We start from the raw sequence: 19780 nt of genomic DNA on the forward strand, positions 1-19780 counted from the left end.
CATTAAATAGTGTAGGAGATCCGTTAATTTTTTTGCCACAAGGTTAATCGTTATCAACACCAAAGCTTGAAAAATATGTTTAACTGGGCCGTAATGAAAGCATCAGACGACGGCTTTCCCATTTAGTCATCGATAACTTAAGGAAGGAGTAACACTATGGCTTACAAACACATTCTTATCGCGGTAGATCTCTCCCCGGAGAGCAAAGTGCTGGTTGATAAAGCGGTATCTATGGCACGTCCCTACAACGCGAAAGTCTCCCTGATTCACGTTGATGTGAATTACTCCGACCTCTACACCGGTCTGATCGACGTCAATCTGGGCGATATGCAGAAACGCATCTCTGAAGAAACGCATCACGCGCTGAGCGAGCTCTCCACCAACGCGGGCTATCCGATCACCGAAACCCTGAGCGGCAGCGGCGACCTGGGTCAGGTGCTGGTTGATGCGATTAAGAAATACGATATGGATCTGGTGGTATGCGGTCACCATCAGGACTTCTGGAGCAAGCTGATGTCTTCAGCACGCCAGCTGATTAACACCGTTCACGTGGACATGCTGATTGTTCCGCTGCGCGACGAAGAAGACGAGTAAGTGCAAAAAAAGCGGCACTGAAAGTAGGCCGGGTAAGGCGAAGCCGCCACCCGGCTTTTTTTATTCTGGCGTACCCGAATAAATATCAAACCGATGCCCTTTCGTGGTCACCGCGTTAGTAGTCGCGACGTCCGCCAGCGGCGGCGCGTAATCCGGACGCTTCACCACGACCCGCTTCGTCGCGAGCTGACGAGCCGGCTCCAGCAGGCCGTCTGCGTCTAAATCCGGCCCCACCAGCGACTGAAATACCCGCATCTCTTTCTTCACCAGCGCGCTTTTCTGCTTATGCGGGAACATCGGGTCGAGGTAGACCACCTGCGGACGCGGGGTGATGTCCGTCAGCGCCGTCAGGCTTGACGCGTGGATAAGCTGCAAACGCTCCTGCAGCCACGGGCCGATTTCCGGGTCCGCATAGCCTCGCGTCAGCCCGTCGTCGAGCAGCGCGGCAACAACCGGATTACGCTCCAGCATCCGCACCCGGCAGCCCACCGACGCCAGCACAAACGCATCGCGTCCCAGCCCCGCCGTGGCGTCCACCACGTCCGGGAGATAGCTCCCCTTAATGCCGACCGCTTTGGCCACCGCTTCGCCGCGACCGCCGCCGAACTTACGCCGGTGCGCCATCGCGCCGCCAACGAAGTCGACAAAAATCCCGCCGAGCTTCGGTTCATCGCGCTTGCGTAATTCGAGATGTGCTGACGTCATCACCAGCGCCATCAGGTTCTCTTCATCGTGCTCCAGCCCCCAGCGGGCCGCCAGAACAGATAAGGCGCCGTCTCCGGCGCCCGTTTCATCCACTAAGCAGATCTTCACGTAACAATCAGCCTTTGATCCCGTAATGCTCAAGCATCGCATCCAACTGCGGCTCGCGGCCACGGAAGCGTTTGAATAGCACCATTGGCTCTTCAGAACCGCCGCGGGTCAGGATGTTGTCAAGGAACGACTGGCCGGTTTCGCGGTTGAAGATCCCCTCTTCCTCGAAGCGAGAGAAGGCATCCGCCGCCAGCACGTCGGCCCACAGGTAGCTGTAATAGCCCGCCGCGTAGCCGCCCGCGAAAATGTGGCTGAACGCGTGCGGGAAGCGTCCCCAGGTTGGGCCTGGAATAACGGCGACCTGCTTTTTAATCTCGGCCAGCGTTTCGAGGATTTTCGCCCCCTGCTCCGGGCTGAACTCGGCGTGCAGGCGGAAATCGAACAGGCCGAACTCCAGCTGACGCAGAATGAACATCGCCGCCTGGTAGTTTTTCGCTGCCAGCATTTTATCCAGCAGCTCTTTCGGCAGCGGTTCGCCGGTCTCATAGTGGCCGGAGATAAACGCCAGCGCGTCCGGCTCCCAGCACCAGTTTTCCATAAACTGGCTTGGCAGCTCGACCGCATCCCATGGCACCCCGCTGATACCGGCGACGCCGGCGGTTTCGATGCGGGTCAGCATGTGGTGCAGGCCGTGACCGAACTCGTGGAACAGGGTGATCACTTCGTCGTGGGTGAACAGCGCAGGTTTGCCGCTTACCGGACGGTTGAAGTTACAGGTCAGATAGGCGACCGGTTTTTGCAGGGAACCGTCTGCTTTACGCATCTGGCCCACGCAGTCGTCCATCCACGCCCCGCCGCGCTTGTTCTCACGCGCGTAGAGATCGAGGTAGAAGCTGCCGCGCAGTTCGTTTTTCTCGTCATACAGTTCGAAGAAGCGTACGTCCGGATGCCAGACGTCAATATCAGTACGCTCTTTAGCGGTAATGCCGTAAATGCGTTTCACCACTTCAAACAGGCCGTTGACGGCTTTGTTTTCCGGGAAGTACGGGCGCAGCTGTTCGTCGCTGATGCTGTAGAGGTGCTGCTTCTGTTTTTCGCTGTAGTACGCGATATCCCACGGCTGCAGCTCGTCCACGCCAAACTCCGCTTTCGCGAAGGCGCGCAGCTGGGCCAGCTCTTTCTCACCCTGAGGACGAGCACGTTTGGCCAGATCGGTCAGGAAGTCGAGCACCTGCTGCGGGTTTTCGGCCATTTTGGTGGCGAGGGATTTATCCGCGTAGCTGTCGAAGCCCAGCAGCTGAGCCAGCTCGTGACGCAGGGCGAGGATTTCCGCCATGACCGGGCTGTTGTCCCACTTACCGGCATTCGGCCCCTGATCGGAGGCGCGGGTGCTGTAGGCGCGGTACATCTCTTCACGCAGGGCCTGGTTGTCGCAGTAGGTCATCACCGGCAGATAGCTCGGGATATCCAGCGTTAACAGGAAGCCTTCCTGCTCTTTCGCTTCGGCCTGGGCTTTCGCCGCCGCCAGTGCGCTTTCCGGCATACCCGCCAGCTCTGCTTCGTTGGTAATCAGCTTCGTCCAGCCCATGGTGGCGTCAAGGACGTTGTTGCTGTACTGGTTACCCAGTTCGGACAGGCGCGCAGCGATTTCACCGTAGCGAACCTGCTTCTCTTTTGGCAGACCGATACCGGACAGCTCAAAGTCACGCAGGGCGTTATCAACCGATTTTTTCTGCGCCGTGTTCAGTGCGGCATAATGGTCGCCGTCGCGCAGGTCGCGGTAGGCTTTGTACAGCCCTTCATGCTGGCCGACCCAGGTGCTGTACTCAGAGAGCAGCGGCAGGGTTTGTTCGTAGGCTTCACGCAGTTCCGGGCTGTTTTTCACCGAGTTCAGGTGGCTCACCGGGGAGAAGATACGCCCCAGCACGTCGTCCACTTCGGCCAGCGGCTGACACAGATTCTCCCAGGTGTACGGCGCGCCCTGCGCAACCACGCTTTCTACCGCCGCGCGGCAGTTGTCCAGCGACTGGGTAACGGCTGGAACCACATGCTCAGGGAGGATTTTAGAAAACGGTGGCAACGAAAAAGGCGTCAGTAATGGATTGGTCATAAACGCTGTCCTGTTGAAATAGGTGAATGAAGCGCGCATCCGGCGCTGTGCATATTGTTTTCAGTAATGGGGTTAAGTGTAGAGGATTTCAATAGCTGCGCTTACCGGGCCTGCGGGTAATCTGTGCCGTTCTGCTGTAAACTGTGGCAAATCGTCAATTCAGCGGAATACCATTACCCATGCTCAGTTATCGCCACAGCTTCCACGCTGGCAACCATGCCGACGTCCTCAAACACACCGTTCAGAGCCTGATCATTGAATCGCTTAAAGAGAAAGAGAAGCCGTTTCTCTATCTGGACACCCATGCGGGCGCGGGCCGTTATCAGCTGAGCGGCGAGCATGCCGAGCGTACCGGCGAATATCTTGAGGGCATCGCCCGCATCTGGCAGCAGGACGACCTGCCCGCCGAGCTGGAGCCTTACATTGGCGTGGTGAATCACTTCAACCGCAACGGCCAGCTGCGCTACTACCCTGGCTCACCGCTGATTGCCCGCCAGCTGCTGCGCGAGCAGGACAGCCTCCAGCTGACCGAACTGCACCCGAGCGACTTCCCGCTGCTGCGTTCGGAATTTCAGAAAGACAGCCGCGCCCGCGTCGACAAAGCCGACGGCTACCAGCAGCTGAAAGCCAAGCTGCCGCCGGTTTCCCGTCGCGGCCTGGTGCTGATCGACCCACCGTACGAAATCAAAACCGACTATCAGGCGGTGGTGACCGGCATCAACGAAGGCTACAAACGTTTTGCGACCGGAACCTATGCCCTGTGGTACCCGGTGGTGCTGCGCGCGCAGATCAAGCGCATGATCAAAGACCTTGAGGCGACCGGCATTCGTAAAATCCTGCAGATTGAGCTGGCGGTACGCCCGGACAGCGACCAGCGCGGCATGACTGCTTCCGGCATGATCGTCATTAACCCGCCGTGGAAGCTCGAAGCGCAGATGAACAACGTGCTGCCGTGGCTGCACAAAACGCTGGTGCCAGCCGGAACGGGCCACGCCACCGTCAGCTGGATCGTGCCGGAGTAATTGCAGCCATCGGTGGAAACTATTGATTTCAGGTATACAATCGCGGCAATTCACGATTAAGGACAAAAGCTATGACTAAGCATTATGACTACATCGCAATCGGCGGCGGCAGCGGCGGCATCGCCTCCATCAACCGCGCGGCCATGTACGGCCAGAAATGTGCGCTGATTGAAGCCAAAGCGCTGGGCGGCACCTGCGTGAACGTGGGTTGTGTACCGAAAAAGGTGATGTGGCACGCGGCGCAAATTCGTGAAGCGATCCATATGTACGGTCCGGACTACGGCTTTGACACCACCATCAACAATTTCGACTGGGACAAGCTGATCGCCAGCCGTACCGCCTACATCGACCGCATTCACACCTCGTACGACAACGTGCTGGGCAAAAATAACGTCGACGTGATTCACGGCTTCGCCCGCTTTGTGAACGCGAAAACGATCGAAGTGAACGGCGAGACGATCACCGCCGATCATATCCTGATCGCCACCGGCGGCCGCCCGAGCCACCCGAATATTCCGGGCGCGGAATACGGTATCGACTCCGACGGCTTCTTCGAGCTGCCTGCTCTGCCTGATCGCGTGGCCATTGTGGGCGCAGGTTACATCGCGGTTGAGCTGGCTGGCGTGATTAACGGCCTGGGCGCAGAAGCGCACCTGTTCGTGCGTAAACACGCACCGCTGCGCAGCTTTGACCCGCTGATCGTCGATACGCTGGTTGAAGTGATGAACACCGAAGGCCCAACCCTGCACACCAACGCCGTGCCTAAAGCGGTCATTAAAAACGCGGACGGCAGCCTGACCCTTGAGCTGGAAGATGGCCGCAGCCAGACCGTTGATTGCCTGATCTGGGCGATTGGTCGTGAACCGGCGAACGACAGCTTTAACCTGGCGGTGACTGGCGTGAAAACCGACGAAAAAGGCTACATCGTCGTCGATAAGTTCCAGAACACCAGCGTACCGGGCATTTACGCCGTCGGTGATAACACCGGTGCGGTTGAACTGACGCCGGTGGCCGTTGCGGCGGGCCGTCGTCTCTCCGAGCGCCTGTTCAATAACAAGCCGGACGAGCATCTGGACTACAGCAACATCCCGACCGTGGTCTTTAGCCACCCGCCAATCGGCACCGTCGGCTTAACCGAGCCGCAGGCGCGCGAGCAGTACGGCGACGACCAGGTGAAAGTGTATAAATCCGCGTTCACCGCGATGTATACCGCCGTCACCTCTCACCGTCAGCCGTGCCGCATGAAGCTGGTCTGCGTGGGCCCGGAAGAGAAGATTGTCGGTATCCACGGCATCGGCTTCGGCATGGATGAGATCCTGCAGGGCTTTGCGGTGGCGCTGAAGATGGGTGCGACCAAGAAAGACTTCGACAACACCGTGGCTATCCACCCGACGGCGGCGGAAGAGTTTGTCACCATGCGATAATGCAGAAGCCCCTCTCCGGAGGGGCTTTTTTTATTCACATACATAAATCGTTGCAAAACGAATGCTCCGAAAAGAGTGATCTACCGCACATATCCCTCCACATCTACCGAAGCGAATGTCTACGCTTATAGGACGCCCGGAGAAACCTGTCTTCAGAACACACAACCGGAGGTCCCTATCACCATGTTCAACCAGAAACTACAGGCTACCGAGAACATCGAATTCGAGATTGCAGAAGAGCTGCGCTACGAGACCGATCCCTGCGAGTTAAAACTGGATGAGATGATTGAGGCGGAGCCGGAACCCGAAATGATCGAGGGGCTACCCGCCTCCGATGCCCTGACGCCCGCCGATCGCTACCTTGAACTGTTCGAACACGTCCAGTCGACGCGGCTGTTTGCGGACAGCAAAACCTTCCCTGACTGCGCGCCGAAGATGGATCCGCTGGATATTCTGATCCGCTACCGTAAGGTCAGACGGCACCGGGATTTCGACCTGCGCCAGTTCGTTGAGAACCACTTTTGGCTGCCTGAAACCTACAGCACGGAATATGTCTCCGACCCCGGACTGTCGCTGAAAGAGCACATTGATAGCCTGTGGCCCGTCCTGACGCGCGAACCGCAGGACCATATTCCCTGGTCGTCCCTGCTGGCGCTGCCGCAGGCCTATATCGTGCCCGGCGGGCGATTCAGCGAGACCTACTACTGGGATTCTTACTTCTCCATGCTGGGGCTGGCGGAAAGTGGCCGTAACGATCTGCTGAAGTGCATGGCGGATAACTTCGCGTGGCTGATCGAACGCTACGGCCATATCCCTAACGGCAACCGCACCTATTATCTCAGCCGCTCGCAGCCGCCGGTCTTTGCCCTGATGGTGGAGCTGTTTGAAGAGGACGGCGTGCGCGGCGCGAAGCGCTACCTCGACCACCTCAAAATGGAGCACGCCTTCTGGATGGACGGCGCGGAGTCGCTGCTGCTTAATCAGGCCTACCGCAGCGCGGTGCGCATGCCGGACGGCTCATTGCTGAACCGATACTGGGACGACCGTGACACCCCGCGCGACGAATCGTGGATTGAGGACGTGGAAACCGCCCGCCACTCGGGCCGTCCGCCGAATGAAGTCTATCGCGATCTGCGTGCGGGAGCAGCGTCTGGCTGGGACTACTCCTCCCGCTGGCTGCGCGATCCGGCGCGGCTCGCCAGCATCCGCACGACGCAGTTTATCCCCATCGATTTGAACGCCTTCCTGTTTAAGCTGGAGAGCGCGATTGCCAATATCTCGGCGTCGAAAGGGGATAAAGAGACGGCCGAGCTGTTCCGCCAGAAGGCCACCGATCGCCGCGCGGCGGTGAACCGCTATCTGTGGGACGAGGAGAGTGGCTGTTACCGCGATTACGACTGGCGACGCGAGCAGATGGCGCTGTTTTCTGCCGCTAGCATTGTGCCGCTGTATGTTGGAATGGCGACGCACGAGCAGGCAGAACGTTTATCTGACGCGGTAAAAGCGCGTCTGCTGACGCCGGGTGGGATTCTGGCAACCGAGTACGAAACCGGCGAGCAGTGGGATAAACCCAACGGCTGGGCGCCGCTGCAGTGGATGGCGATTCAGGGGTTCAAGCAGTACGGCAACGACTCGCTGGGGGATGAAATCGCCTGGAGCTGGCTGCATACGGTGAACCACTTCTACAAGACGCACCACAAGCTGATTGAGAAGTACCACATCGCCAGCAGTACGCCGCGCGAAGGGGGCGGCGGGGAGTATCCGCTGCAGGATGGCTTCGGCTGGACGAACGGCGTGGTGCGACGGTTGATTGGCTTGTATGGGGAGCCTTGAGAGGGGTGCGATCTGGCCCCTCTCCCCTCTGGGGAGAGGGGAAAACGTTAGCGAATCACCTCATAAATGGCGGTCTGAATAGACTGCCATTTTTTCGTGGTGGCATCCGGCTGTGACTGCGCGCGTCGCATTGCCATCTCAAGATCGTGCTTCTGGCGCTTCACCACGGCCGGCACGGTGCAGAACGCTTTCAGATACTCTTTACGTATTGACGTCAGGGACTCGCCGTTTGACATGGCGTGGCTGAGCGTATTGATGAAACGACGACACGGCTTCTCTTCTGCCATGTTCTGCCGATAGCGCAGCATAAGCTCCAGAACGTCGTCATAGCCTGCCGACATCGCCTCTTCGGTCCATGACAGCTTCCAGTCCATCCCACCCTGCAAAAAGAGCAGCGCCACGCGGGTATCGTTGCGGTTAATCGCCGAACGGAAATTACTCTCGTCCCAGGTCACTCCCATGCGCGTCAGCGTCTCGCGCGAAGAAGGGGTTTCGCGCATCTCCTGCGGCGGAGCCGCCGCTTGCGCCGTATTTTCGGCCGCAGGCTGCGGTTTGCTGCTGGTCACCAGCCAGAAGCCGCCTACCACGATGGCAATCACCATCACGCCGACCGCTCCCCATAGCGCACCGGAGATAAGCTGCTCACGCTGTTCGGGCGTGCGCGGGGCGCGCTGGGTCGGCTTTTCAATCGTGTCGCGGACTTCAAACAGATCCCCACCGGTAACCCGATCCATTTTTTGCGCCTTTTCCCAGAACGCGTGCAGCTCGCTGGCATCCACCGCCATGAATCCGGCCGGGTTGACGCGCGTTCTCCCCTCTTCAAACGCGCGTTGAACCGGACGGGAGATCTGCATGTAGTAGTTATCCAGCAGCTGAATTTGCGCCGAACTTAACGTTTTCTGCACCGTAATGCTGTTGCGGATTTGCCGGATGTCGTCGAGGAAGGTTTGCAGCGTTTTGCGCGGCTCCACCAGGAGCGTCAGCATGGACGGGTCGTTAAACAGCGAGGCGTAATAGCGGCTGAACTCTTTTTTATCCACCAGCATTTGCGCCAGTTCACTGAACATCATGCCGCTCAGGACATCGTTGATTTCGCCATGCTTCAGCCAGCGCCGTACGCGGTCAGCGTTAAATAAGGTTTTAAGATGATTATTGAGCCGCAGCTGATCGGGCCAGGCCTGCTGAATGAGGCCTTTAATCATTAACTCAATTGCGCGTACCTGCTTGTGCGCCTGCTGTTGCTGGAGTTCGCTTCCCGGGGCCAGCTCGGTGCTGTAGGTCAGAAGCGGCTGCTGCAGACGAAGATGTTCCAGCGTAGTCACAAACCGCATCGCCGCAATAAGCTGGTTTTCACTGACATCCTGCCCGCTTTCGTACTGCGGGACGCGCTGCTGCAGCAGGCGCAGCTGCAGCGTAAATTCCGACATCTCGGCATCATTCAGGTTAAGCTTCTTCGCAACCGTAGCCCATCCCCCGAGGCCTAAACGCGCGCTGTCCAGCTGTTCCAGAAACCAGCGTGGATCTTTCCCCTCAGAAACATGTACATTCAGAAGAAGCAAGATTTCCACCGACGCCTGGCGAATGACCGCCAGACAGTGTTCAAACTGTTCGCGGATATGATGTGATGTGCTGAGAGTCATTGTTTTCCTTAAGCGACAGCGAAGACATCCGGAATGGGCACTAACGGCCGTTTTTCTTTTTATTTATACGCGCTTAACCATACCTGACTTTCTGTTGAAATAAAGTGACAACCCTAAAATCATTTAAAATGCTTCAGGAGAATCTTAATGCCAGTTTTAATGACCTCACGCCTGAACTGCTCGCCCCTGCAGGAGCAAGACTGGCCCTTTTTTCTGGCGTTGCAGCAACACCCCGAAGTCATGCGCTTTGTGGCGGAGAACCGCTCCGTCGCAGCGATCCGGGAGGCGTTTGATTCGCGCCTGACGCCCTGGACGCCAGGCAGCGCGCACTGGCTGTGCCTCGTCGTACGTGATGCCCTCTCACAGGCCCCGCTGGGCGTTACCGGGTATATTCATCGGGAAGAAGATTGCGCCGAAGTGGGCTTTCTTTTTGCCCCCGAGGCGCAGGGCAAAGGTTACGGCTTCGAATCCCTGCAGGCGCTTTGCGATTACGCCTTTCATCAGGGCGGTATTCGTCGGCTCACCGCCACCGTCACCGCGGGAAACGTCGCCTCCAGGCGCCTGCTGGAAAAAGCTCGCTTCCAGCTGGAAGGCGAGCTACGTGAAAGCTATTACCTTTCCGGTCGCTGGCAAAATGACTGGTTATTTGGGTTATTACGGCAGGAATACCTGAACAATAATTCCTGATCAACAGCCATTTGGCGGATATTGCTCATACCGCGATTCCTCTACAGTATCGCCATTAAGAGGAAACAAATATGAACGGTCATGCGCTAAATATATCTTCTGCCGCCATAGAATTAATAAAGAAACATCAAGGGCTTTCACTAGAGAAATATCGTGATGAAAAGGGTGTATGGGTTATCGGCTATGGGCATGTGATCCGCGAACGGGAAAATTTTCACGGCCTTATCACGCCTCTTCAGGCGGAATATTTACTCCATGAAGATATTCAGCTGTGTGAAACGCTGCTGCGGGAAAAGTGTATACATCCATTAACCCAGCAGCAGCATGACGCGCTGGTACTGATGATACTGAGTTTCGGCGTGACGTCTTCACTCCCGAAAGCGCTGCTTCAGGCCGTCGCCCGGGTGTAGTACATGGCTGCCTGGGTTCGGTTTTTTACCTCCAGCCGGCGAAAAAGCGCTTCCAGATGCGCTTTTACCGTGGCCGCACTGATGTTGAGATTGCGACCAATTTCTTTGTTTGATTCGCCCGCCGCCAGCAGCTTCAGCACCTCACGCTGACGCTCGCTTAAGGAAAGTAACGCCTGCGCTGACGATTGCTGGCTGACCCACTCAGCGGGAAAGCAGACCATCCCTCTGGACACGGAATCCAGCACGGCGGCAAACCGCTCAGGGTTGGCGTTACGGGGGATAATAGCCATCACGTTTCGCTGCATGAGTTGTTCAACCCATCGGGTCTCTTTTTTTGCCAGAACCATCATCACCCGTACCAACGGGAAGCGATGCATGATTTCATCCAGGAAAGAACTCCCCTCATCCTGAATTAAATTGCCGTCAATCATGACGATAGCAGACGGTGACGCGGATATTTGCGTCCATAAATCGTCTGCCTGACAAGCCCCCGTTATATTTATTTCAGGAATTAATTTCTGCAAACCGTACCGCTCCATGAATAAATATCGACTGCCTGTCAAACATGATTACTCGCATCGTATTTCTCCCTCTGAGAATAGCGAAGGGGGATTCTACATAGGCGCTATTTAAGAAAAAACTCAATGAATGGAGAGGTTACAAATCCGCCAGTGGTTTTTATATTTACCCGCATTTTGACACATCCATATTAAGGATTTCCTTAAGGGGTTCCCTCCCCTTAACATCAGACATCACAGAAACATACCGCCTGATACTTCAATACGTTGCGCATTCATCCAGCCAAGCTTATCGCTAAGCAACGCCGCAATGGCATCCCCGATATCGTCCGGCAAACCTACCCGCCCCAGCGCCGTCTGCGACGCCAGCATCTGGTTAAGCTGCGCGTTGTCGCGCACGCGCCCACCGCCAAAGTCGGTTTCGATCGCGCCTGGTGCGATAATATTGACGGAGATACCGCGCGCTCCAAGCTCCTTCGCCTGATAGCGGGTGAGCACTTCCATCGCCCCTTTCATGGCCGCATAGGTTCCTGAGCCTGGCTGGGTGAAGCGGGCCAGTCCGCTGGAGACATTGAGGATCCGCCCCCCGTCGTTAAGCAGAGGCAGCAGGCGCTGCGTCAGGAAGAAAGGCCCTTTGAAGTGAATGTTCAGCGCCTCATCAAACTGGGCTTCCGTCGTTTCGGTATAGGGTGCGTATAAACCCGTTCCGGCATTGTTTAATAAATAATCAAATGTTTCGCGCTGCCAGACGCTCTTCAGGATCTCCTGAAGCTGTTGAGCAAAATTTTCGAAACTGGCGATATCCCCGACGTTGAGCTTTAATGCCGCCGCCTTGACGCCTTTTTCCTGAATTTCGCGCACAACTTCCAGCGCTTCCTGCTGGCTACGATTGTAGGTCAGGATAATTCCCGTGCCGTCAGCAGCCAGCTTTAACGCAGCGTTTTTACCTAAGCCGCGGCTACCACCCGTCACTAATGCGATACGTTCAGTCATCATAAACCTCGTTTTGGCTGTTATGGAGATTGAGAAAGAGCTTATTAGGTGATAGAAGATCAATAAAGATGGGTAATAACGCTTCACTGTTTCAGTGCAAACAACAATGAGCTTCATCTATGGATAAAATTCACGCAATGCAGCTGTTTGTTCGCGTCGCGGAACTGGAGAGTTTTTCCCGCGCGGCAGAGACATTAACGCTGCCTAAAGGCAGCGTTTCCCGGCAAATTCAGGCACTGGAAAACCGGCTTGGCACCCAGCTACTGCACCGTACCACGCGCCGCGTCAGCCTGACGCAGGACGGCATGGTCTATTACGAACGGGCAAAAGATCTGCTGGCGAACCTGGATGAGCTGGACGGTATGTTTCAGCACGATCCCTCCAGCATCAGCGGAAGGCTGCGCGTGGATATGCCCGTTGGCGTTGCTCGAAATGTCGTCATCCCCAAACTGCCTGCGTTTTTACAGCAGTATCCGGGTATCGAACTGGAGCTCAGCAGCAGCGATCGTCTGGTGGATGTGGTCCGGGAAGGGTTTGATTGCGTGGTCCGCGTGGGTTCCCTGAAGGACTCAGGGCTGATAGCCCGTCCGCTGGGCAAGCTGTCGGTGATAAACTGCGCCAGCCCGGATTATCTGGCGCGTTTTGGCTACCCTGACACGCTGGACGATTTAGGCTCGCACGCCGTGATTCATTATGCCGCGATGCTGGGAAGCCGCCCTCAGGGCTTTGAATTTTATAACGGCAGCACGACGCAGTGGATAAAAACGGGCGGGGTGCTAACCGTCAACAGCACGGAAACTTACCAGGCCGCCTGCCTTGCCGGGCTGGGGATCATTCAGGCCCCGCGCGTTGGGGTGCGCGACCTGCTGCGCGCCAAGAAACTGATTGAGATCCTCCCGCAGTATCGCGCGGAACCGATGCCTGTCTCCCTGATTTACCCCCACCGGCGCAACCTCTCTCGCCGGGTTCACCTGTTTATGGAGTGGCTAACCGAACTCACAAAAGCTTACGTGGACTAGTCGCAAGCTATAATTCAATAACATCCAGCCAAACGAAAAAGGAAAAGACGCGTGACGCCGGAAAATAACCCGCAACGACCCACCCAACATTTAGATTATGAACCCATCAAGAAGATGGAAACCGAGCCGGAAGAGGCTAAAGCCCCTGGTACCGCCAGCAAGGCGCTGGGCACCGTCACCAGCCTGGCGGAGAGAATTCAGCAGTTTCCCATGGTTGCGCATCTAATACGTGCGACCGAGCGCTTTAATGACCGCATGGGGAACCAGTTCGGTGCCGCGATCACCTATTTTTCGTTCCTGTCGATGATCCCCATCCTGATGGTGTCGTTTGCTGCGGCCGGTTTTGTACTCGCGTCGCATCCAACGCTGCTGCAGGATATTTTCAATAAGATCCTGAATAACGTCAGTGACCCAACCCTCGCCACCACGCTAAAAAGCACGATTAACACCGCCGTTCAGCAGCGCACCACCGTCGGGATCGTCGGTTTGCTCATCGCCCTTTACTCCGGCGTTAACTGGATGGGCAACCTCCGCGAAGCTATTCGCGCCCAGTCGCGCGAGGTGTGGGAGCGTAAACCGCAGGATCAGGAGAAAATTTGGGTTAAATATTTCCGCGACTTTGTTTCGCTTATAGGCCTGCTTATCGCGCTCGTCGTCACGCTCTCCATTACCTCCGTGGCGGGCTCCGCGCAGCAGATGATTATTTCTGCGCTCTATCTTGATTACATCGAATGGCTGAAGCCCGCCTGGCGCGGTATCGGGCTGGCGATTTCCATCTTCGCCAACTACCTGCTGTTCTTCTGGATTTTCTGGCGCTTGCCTCGGCATCGTCCGCGTAAGAAGGCGCTACTCCGCGGCACATTGATTGCGGCGATCGGCTTTGAAGTGATTAAGATCGTGATGACCTACACCCTGCCGTCGCTGGTGAAATCCCCATCCGGCGCGGCATTTGGCTCGGTGCTGGGGCTGATGGCGTTCTTCTACTTCTTCGCGCGTTTAACCTTGTTCTGCGCGGCGTGGATTGCCACCGCCGAGTACAAAGGCGACACGCGAATGCCCGGAAAAACACACCGTTAATTCCGCTCTCGGGCTGATATTTCAGCCCGACTCATCATTTCAGCATATAAATCCAGTCCGTAACTTTTATTTAACCGAAAACCAGTTTTATCCACCAATATTTAAAAAACGTGAAGCATTTCATGGAAGCATTTTGGCTGGCCTGAACATTATCCGCTTTTTGTTGATTTTATAATCAGGAAGCGACTTTGTTACAGATTGAAATGTCGCTTTTGCTGTGCGTAATATGGCCTTTCGTTCGACAAAAAATAAGAAAATATTATGCAATCAACAGCCACAACACTCGACTCTGGTGCGGAAAACGTCCCGGTAAACTCGCGCAATAAAGTTGTCGTCGCATCGCTGATTGGCACCGCCATTGAGTTCTTCGACTTTTACATTTACGCCACCGCAGCGGTCATCGTTTTCCCGCATATTTTCTTCCCGCAGGGAGACCCGACGGCGGCGACGCTACAGTCTCTGGCGACCTTTGCTATCGCGTTTGTGGCGCGTCCGATTGGCTCCGCGCTGTTTGGACACTTCGGCGATCGTATTGGGCGTAAAGTCACCCTGGTGGCCTCGCTGCTGACAATGGGCATCTCCACCGTGGCGATCGGCCTGCTGCCGACCTACGAAACCATCGGCATTCTGGCGCCGGTCCTGCTGGCGCTGGCGCGTTTTGGTCAGGGTCTGGGGCTGGGCGGTGAATGGGGTGGCGCGGCGCTGCTGGCGACCGAGAACGCCCCGCCGCGTAAACGTGCGCTGTACGGTTCATTCCCGCAGCTTGGCGCGCCGATTGGCTTCTTCTTTGCCAACGGGACCTTCCTGCTGCTCTCCTGGCTGCTGACGGACGAACAGTTCATGAGCTGGGGCTGGCGTATTCCGTTTGTCTTCTCGGCCGTGCTGGTGCTGATTGGCCTGTATGTGCGTGTTTCCCTGCATGAGACGCCGGTGTTCGCAAAAGTAGCCGCGGCGAAAAAACAGGTAAAAGTGCCGCTGGGCACCCTGCTGACCAAACACGTGCGCGTGACCGTGCTGGGCACGTTTATCATGCTGGCGACCTACACGCTGTTCTACATCATGACGGTGTATTCCATGACCTACAGTACCGCTGCCGCACCGGTTGGGCTTGGCCTGCCGCGTAACGAAGTGCTGTGGATGCTGATGATGGCGGTGATTGGGTTTGGCGTGATGGTACCGATTGCCGGCCTGCTGGCGGATAAGTTTGGTCGTCGTGCGAGCATGATTACGATCACCACGCTGATCATTCTGTTTGCTCTGTTCGTCTTCCCGCCGCTGCTGAGTTCAGGTAGCCCGGCGCTGGTGATGGCGTACCTGCTGATTGGCCTGAGCCTGATGGGGCTGACCTTCGGCCCGATGGGTGCGCTGCTGCCGGAGCTGTTCCCGACGGAAGTGCGTTATACCGGCGCGTCGTTCTCCTATAACGTCTCGTCTATTCTGGGCGCATCCGTGGCACCGTATATCGCCACCTGGCTGCAGGCAAATTATGGTCTGTTCTACGTGGGCGTTTATCTGGCGGCCATGGCGGCGCTGACGTTGATTGCGCTGCTGCTGACGCATGAGACTAAGCATCAGGCGCTGTAAGCTAATGCCGGGTGGCGGCTACGCCTTACCCGGCAATAACAAACCGCACCTTACTTCTTCATCTGCGACAAAATCGTCCGGCATTGATTCGCCTCGCCTTCTGACGGCGAAATCAACGCCAGCAGCGCGGCGGCCGGGGTGACCAACGTCGCGAGGGCTGCGGCCACCGCGCCACGCGCAATCAGCGGCCCGGGCTTGACGCCCGCCTGCGGATTTTTGAAGGTCCCACGCACGTAAAGCGGCGAGCGCAGGGTAATAATACGAATCCCCTTACTTTCCGGATCGATGGTCAAATCCAGCTGCTCGGAGGCCATGCTGGCGGTACCGGTCACGTTAATCACCGCGTTTTCCGTGTCGAAGGCAAAAATCTGCGGACGCGCCACCCCGTTAACCAGATCCACATTCGCCGCCGCGCAGTTCACCCGCACCTCGTCATCGCCAAAGATTTGCCCGATGATAAAGTTACCGACGTTCAGCCCCAGGATCTCCATCAGGTTGCGGCTGACCAGACCGTCGTTCATTAGCAGTTTCAGGTTACCGTTGCCGCTGCCCAGCAGTGCCGCCACGGAATTCCCCACCCCGCGAATGTCCGCATCGCCGTTCATTTCACCGAGGGTTTTCTGCATCAGCTCCACGTTCGGCATCAGCTCTTTCAGCTTCAATCGACGCGCCTGGATCTCCGCCCGCCCCTGCATCGGCTTTTTATCGCCTTCCAGGTGAATGTTGGAGGAAATCGTCCCGCCCGCCATGCCAAACTTCAGCGGCTGCAGGCGCAGGTCGGCATTTTTCAGGATGATATGCGTCGAGAGATCGCTCAGCGGCAGCGTGCTGCCATGCTCAATCTTGCGCCCTTTGAAGCGCACATCTGCGTCCATCACGTCCCACTTATCGGTTTCAAAGCGATCGTAAGGCAGCACTTTTCCCGCAGGCTGAACGTCCTTTTTGACCTCTTTTGACTTTGTCCCTTTACCCGAATCCACGCCTATCAGCGGGCCAAGATCGGCCAGACGCAGCTGGCGGGATTCGACATCCCCTTCCAGTTTTGGCCGTGGTTTTCCGGTGGTGTAGGTCAGCGTGCCGTGAATATCGCTATCGCCGATGCGGCCGTTGAAATCCCGGTAGTCAAAAACGGACGATTTTTCGGTATCAATTTTGGCAACCAAATGCCCGTCCGTTTCGAACGGCGGGGTATCCGGCAGCAGTACGCCAGTCAGTTCATACAGTTCGCCAAGCGAGTCACCGGCGAACTTGAGCTGCAGGTCGACGCCCCCCATGTTCATCGGGTCGTTGACCGTCCCCACAAACGCCACGCGCGTATTCCCCGAGCGGAAATCCGCCTGCACCGGGAATGGCGTGCCTTCGCTCCGGAGCGCCAGCATGCCGCCGATTTTCCCTTTCCCGTTAAGCGGCTGGCCGTTGTAGCGCCCTTTTGCCGTCAGGCCGAAGACATAATCACCCGCTTTGGCGCTATCGCCTTTCGCTTTATTGCCCGTGACTTCGCTAAACGGCAGCGGTTTACCCAGCGGATCGACCAGGATCTCCACGTCTGCCTTGCTGACCTTATCGTCGATGGCGATCCGCCCGCGATCGAAAAGAATATTGTCCAGACGGAATGACCACGAAGAGGGCTGGGCATTCGGATCTTTTTCGCCGTCGCTGGCAAGGTTAAACGTCCAGTTATTGTTTTTTTCAGAGAGGCGGATCAGGCGCGCATCGGGCTGCTGGAGCTTGATCCACGGCAGATAGACGGTTTTGGTCAGGAGCGCTAGCGGCGCCAGCGTGGCTTCCACGCGCGGCAGATGCACCATGGTCACTTCGGGGATATCCGGCGGGTTGCCGAGAATAATGTCGTCGGCGTGGACGTGCGGCCAGGGGATCCAGCTTCGCCAGCCGGTCTCCTCTTTCTGACGCTCCCATACCACACCCAGATCGCCACGAATGGCGAAGGGACGGTTCAGCTCAGTTGAGACTTTCTGGTTGATGGTCGGCTTAAGGCGGTTCCAGTCAAACGTCGCGATAATGATGACGACGATCGCGATCAACAACAAGAAAATCCCTGTAATCCAGGAAATGACCCTGGTTGTTTTTGTCATTGTTATCCCCTTTCCTGATGACCTGTCCTGTAAAACTATAGTCCAGACAAAGGGAAACGGGGCTATCAGAGGGTCGTTCTGGCGCTTTCGAGGAGATCCATCGGCACGGGGCGAGAGAGGAAATAGCCTTGCGCCGCCGCTGCGGGAGAGTTTTGCACATCACGCCACTCTTCCAGCGTTTCCACGCCTTCAACGATCACCCCCTGGCAATAGCGATTCATCAACTGCAATAACAGCGTAAACAGATTCCGCCCTTCCGGGGTCTGGCGCAGCATGATGAACAGATCGCGAGCCACCTTGATGTAGTCATAGCGCACTTCGCTGAGGGCCGAGAAGTTCGCCATACCGGTGCCAAAGTCATCCAGCCACAGCGGGCCAAATTCACACATTGACGCAAACGAGGAATCCTGCGGCAGGCGCACGTGCTCCACCAGCTCAAAGCGCAGCCACGGCAGGGTGGCGATCAGCTCCTGCAGCTTCGCGTTCTGACGCAGTGCCAGCAGAGTTGGGCCATCCACGTTCACCGAGGCGAGGATCGTATGCTGCTCGAAAAAAGCCTGTTTCGTCGCCAGCATACGGAGCTGCTCTTCCAGCACGTCCAGACGCTGGCGAACGGCAACTTCGGCAAAATAGCGATCCGGCGCGATGCGCTGAGTAGGGTTTGAGGGATGCGTAACGACGGTCAAAATCTCAATTGCCATCAGCCGACCGTCCGTTCGATAGATCGGCTGCCAGGTGTACGCGCGCTCACATTGCAGCCAGTAGCGATGCTCCTGCAAGTTCTCAATACTTGCCTCAGGCGTAGTGCTCAGCCGCTGGATAACCTGCTCTGACTTCATTTCAGATGTCCTGTTGTTGGGATAGCCTTTCTGGACTCGTCACAGGATTATCGGCGCGATAATTGAGAACTTTATGTTCAATTCACCGTGAAAATGAAATTAAGATGACAGAAATTTGCCGGAACACGCGCTGGCTCAAATAAAATAATGGAACACCGTTTTAATATAGTTGACCATCTAATTCACTCGGCGCACACTGCTGAAAATTCTTCTGTTCAGGTTCACGACTATGTCCAAAAAAATTGCCGTGATTGGCGAATGCATGATTGAGCTGTCACAAAAAGGCGCGGAAGTCAGCCGCGGATTTGGTGGCGATACGTTAAACACCTCGGTTTACATTGCCCGTCAGGTTGCGCCTGAGGCACTCACCGTGAACTACGTCACCGCCCTTGGTACGGACAGCTTCAGCCAGCAGATGCTGGAAGCCTGGCAAAGTGAACATGTTGACACCTCGCTTATACAGCGTATGGAAAACCGCCTGCCTGGGCTTTACTACATCGAAACTGACAGCACCGGCGAACGCACGTTTTATTACTGGCGTAACGAAGCCGCGGCCAAATTCTGGCTGGAGAGCGACGCCGCTGCGGCCATCTGCGAAGAGCTGGCGACGTTTGACTATCTCTATCTGAGCGGCATTAGCCTGGCGATTTTAAGCCCGGTCAGCCGCGAAAAGCTGCTCTCGCTGCTACGCGAATGCCGCGCCAACGGCGGGAAGGTGATTTTTGATAACAACTACCGCCCGCGCCTGTGGGCCAGCCGCGAAGAGACGCAGCAGGTTTATCAGCAGATGCTGCAGTGCACGGACATCGCCTTCCTGACGCTCGATGATGAAGACGCCCTGTGGGGTGAAAAGCCGGTTGAGGACGTGATTGCCCGCACGCACGCAGCAGGCGTGAGCGAAGTGGTGGTTAAGCGCGGCGCGGAGTCGTGCCTGGTCGCGATTGCGGGTGAAGCGGTGGTTGAGGTCCCTGCGGTGAAGCTGGCCAAAGAGAAAGTGATTGATACCACTGCGGCGGGGGATTCCTTCAGCGCGGGCTACCTGGCGGTACGCCTGACGGGGGGAACGCCGGAAGCGGCGGCACAGCGTGGGCACCTGACGGCCAGCACCGTGATTCAGTATCGCGGGGCGATTATTCCGCGCGAGGCGATGCCTGTTTAGTTTCCCCTAACCCTCTCCCCAAAGG

The 19780-nt window shown here is 56.7% G+C and carries 16 protein-coding genes and 1 pseudogene; 10 read left to right on the top strand and 7 right to left on the bottom strand.

The genetic code is table 11. The features are described from left to right. Positions 1-156 precede the first annotated feature (156 nt). Positions 157-594: a universal stress protein UspA gene (gene uspA / locus ACTJI7_RS11545; protein WP_003861223.1), complete on the top strand. Its 438-nt coding sequence runs from the start codon at positions 157-159 to the stop codon at positions 592-594. Positions 595-654: 60 nt separating this feature from the next. Here the strand turns inward: uspA and rsmJ are convergent, their stop codons facing one another. Together rsmJ and prlC are read right to left on the bottom strand one after the other, a co-directional pair. Then, entirely contained in the window at positions 655-1407 is a 753-nt protein-coding gene (gene rsmJ, locus ACTJI7_RS11550; protein WP_063155482.1) for a 16S rRNA (guanine(1516)-N(2))-methyltransferase RsmJ, read from the bottom strand. 7 nt (positions 1408-1414) lie between these two features. Beyond that, positions 1415-3457 carry an oligopeptidase A gene (prlC, locus tag ACTJI7_RS11555; RefSeq protein WP_063155481.1) on the bottom strand — a complete coding sequence of 681 codons (2043 nt, stop codon included), beginning with the start codon at positions 3455-3457 and terminating at the stop codon, positions 1415-1417. Positions 3458-3636: 179 nt separating this feature from the next. Between prlC and ACTJI7_RS11560 the strand changes: the two genes are divergently transcribed. The 3 genes from ACTJI7_RS11560 (at position 3637) to ACTJI7_RS11570 (ending at position 7736) form a co-directional block, all read left to right on the top strand. Continuing rightward, positions 3637-4479, top strand: a complete 843-nt coding sequence (locus tag ACTJI7_RS11560) for a 23S rRNA (adenine(2030)-N(6))-methyltransferase RlmJ (RefSeq protein ID WP_046889498.1) — start codon at positions 3637-3639, stop codon at positions 4477-4479. Between the two features lie 71 nt (positions 4480-4550). Beyond that, entirely contained in the window at positions 4551-5903 is a 1353-nt protein-coding gene (gorA, locus tag ACTJI7_RS11565; protein ID WP_440670408.1) for a glutathione-disulfide reductase, read from the top strand. A 183-nt stretch (positions 5904-6086) separates the two neighbouring features. Further along, entirely contained in the window at positions 6087-7736 is a 1650-nt protein-coding gene (locus ACTJI7_RS11570; protein ID WP_028014741.1) for an alpha,alpha-trehalase, read from the top strand. Between the two features lie 47 nt (positions 7737-7783). Here ACTJI7_RS11570 and ACTJI7_RS11575 read toward each other — a convergent pair whose 3' ends face one another. Then, positions 7784-9376, bottom strand: a complete 1593-nt coding sequence (locus tag ACTJI7_RS11575; RefSeq protein ID WP_063155479.1) for an STY4199 family HEPN domain-containing protein — start codon at positions 9374-9376, stop codon at positions 7784-7786. Positions 9377-9523: 147 nt separating this feature from the next. Between ACTJI7_RS11575 and ACTJI7_RS11580 the strand changes: the two genes are divergently transcribed. Together ACTJI7_RS11580 and ACTJI7_RS11585 are read left to right on the top strand one after the other, a co-directional pair. Beyond that, positions 9524-10063 (top strand): GNAT family N-acetyltransferase, encoded by a 540-nt coding sequence (locus ACTJI7_RS11580; protein WP_063155478.1) that lies wholly within the window; start codon positions 9524-9526, stop codon positions 10061-10063. Between the two features lie 71 nt (positions 10064-10134). Then, on the top strand, positions 10135-10473 hold the full coding sequence (locus tag ACTJI7_RS11585) for a lysozyme (protein ID WP_028014744.1): 339 nt from the start codon (positions 10135-10137) through the stop codon (positions 10471-10473). On the opposite strand, the pseudogene ACTJI7_RS11590 reads toward ACTJI7_RS11585, so the two are convergent. Beyond that, positions 10452-11052 (bottom strand): annotated as a pseudogene (locus ACTJI7_RS11590) (response regulator transcription factor). The gene ACTJI7_RS11585 and the pseudogene ACTJI7_RS11590 overlap by 22 nt on opposite strands. Before the next feature lie 173 nt (positions 11053-11225). Further along, entirely contained in the window at positions 11226-11984 is a 759-nt protein-coding gene (locus ACTJI7_RS11595; RefSeq protein WP_028014746.1) for an SDR family NAD(P)-dependent oxidoreductase, read from the bottom strand. 119 nt (positions 11985-12103) lie between these two features. Between ACTJI7_RS11595 and ACTJI7_RS11600 the strand changes: the two genes are divergently transcribed. The 3 genes from ACTJI7_RS11600 (at position 12104) to ACTJI7_RS11610 (ending at position 15664) form a co-directional block, all read left to right on the top strand. Further along, positions 12104-13003 (top strand): LysR family transcriptional regulator, encoded by a 900-nt coding sequence (locus ACTJI7_RS11600; protein ID WP_028014747.1) that lies wholly within the window; start codon positions 12104-12106, stop codon positions 13001-13003. A 51-nt stretch (positions 13004-13054) separates the two neighbouring features. Beyond that, entirely contained in the window at positions 13055-14080 is a 1026-nt protein-coding gene (gene yhjD, locus ACTJI7_RS11605; protein WP_048960793.1) for an inner membrane protein YhjD, read from the top strand. Between the two features lie 261 nt (positions 14081-14341). Next, complete coding sequence (locus ACTJI7_RS11610) at positions 14342-15664, top strand: MFS transporter (protein WP_028014749.1); 1323 nt, start codon at positions 14342-14344, stop codon at positions 15662-15664. Between the two features lie 50 nt (positions 15665-15714). On the opposite strand, the gene ACTJI7_RS11615 is transcribed toward ACTJI7_RS11610, so the two are convergent. Together ACTJI7_RS11615 and pdeH are read right to left on the bottom strand one after the other, a co-directional pair. Then, complete coding sequence (locus tag ACTJI7_RS11615) at positions 15715-17757, bottom strand: AsmA family protein (RefSeq protein ID WP_047367228.1); 2043 nt, start codon at positions 17755-17757, stop codon at positions 15715-15717. Between the two features lie 65 nt (positions 17758-17822). Further along, complete coding sequence (gene pdeH / locus ACTJI7_RS11620) at positions 17823-18596, bottom strand: cyclic-guanylate-specific phosphodiesterase (RefSeq protein WP_041911854.1); 774 nt, start codon at positions 18594-18596, stop codon at positions 17823-17825. 229 nt (positions 18597-18825) lie between these two features. On the opposite strand from pdeH, the gene ACTJI7_RS11625 reads away from it, so the two are divergent. Then, a complete protein-coding gene (locus tag ACTJI7_RS11625; RefSeq protein WP_063155476.1) occupies positions 18826-19755 on the top strand; it encodes a sugar kinase in 930 nt (309 codons plus the stop codon). The last annotated feature ends 25 nt before the right edge of the window (positions 19756-19780 follow it).

Origin of the sequence: Enterobacter sp. 22499, assembly GCF_052044815.1 — a bacterium.
GTDB lineage: Bacteria > Pseudomonadota > Gammaproteobacteria > Enterobacterales > Enterobacteriaceae > Enterobacter > Enterobacter bugandensis.

Bases quoted from the DNA above. Each gene is read 5' to 3' on its own strand.
- uspA (WP_003861223.1), top strand. From the start codon at position 157: ATGGCTTACAAACACATTCTTATCGCGGTAGATCTCTCCCCGGAGAGC.
- prlC (WP_063155481.1), bottom strand. From the start codon at position 3,457: ATGACCAATCCATTACTGACGCCTTTTTCGTTGCCACCGTTTTCTAAA.
- ACTJI7_RS11560 (WP_046889498.1), top strand. From the start codon at position 3,637: ATGCTCAGTTATCGCCACAGCTTCCACGCTGGCAACCATGCCGACGTC.
- gorA (WP_440670408.1), top strand. From the start codon at position 4,551: ATGACTAAGCATTATGACTACATCGCAATCGGCGGCGGCAGCGGCGGC.
- ACTJI7_RS11570 (WP_028014741.1), top strand. From the start codon at position 6,087: ATGTTCAACCAGAAACTACAGGCTACCGAGAACATCGAATTCGAGATT.
- ACTJI7_RS11575 (WP_063155479.1), bottom strand. From the start codon at position 9,376: ATGACTCTCAGCACATCACATCATATCCGCGAACAGTTTGAACACTGT.
- ACTJI7_RS11580 (WP_063155478.1), top strand. From the start codon at position 9,524: ATGCCAGTTTTAATGACCTCACGCCTGAACTGCTCGCCCCTGCAGGAG.
- ACTJI7_RS11585 (WP_028014744.1), top strand. From the start codon at position 10,135: ATGAACGGTCATGCGCTAAATATATCTTCTGCCGCCATAGAATTAATA.
- ACTJI7_RS11595 (WP_028014746.1), bottom strand. From the start codon at position 11,984: ATGACTGAACGTATCGCATTAGTGACGGGTGGTAGCCGCGGCTTAGGT.
- ACTJI7_RS11600 (WP_028014747.1), top strand. From the start codon at position 12,104: ATGGATAAAATTCACGCAATGCAGCTGTTTGTTCGCGTCGCGGAACTG.
- ACTJI7_RS11610 (WP_028014749.1), top strand. From the start codon at position 14,342: ATGCAATCAACAGCCACAACACTCGACTCTGGTGCGGAAAACGTCCCG.
- ACTJI7_RS11615 (WP_047367228.1), bottom strand. From the start codon at position 17,757: ATGACAAAAACAACCAGGGTCATTTCCTGGATTACAGGGATTTTCTTG.
- pdeH (WP_041911854.1), bottom strand. From the start codon at position 18,596: ATGAAGTCAGAGCAGGTTATCCAGCGGCTGAGCACTACGCCTGAGGCA.
- ACTJI7_RS11625 (WP_063155476.1), top strand. From the start codon at position 18,826: ATGTCCAAAAAAATTGCCGTGATTGGCGAATGCATGATTGAGCTGTCA.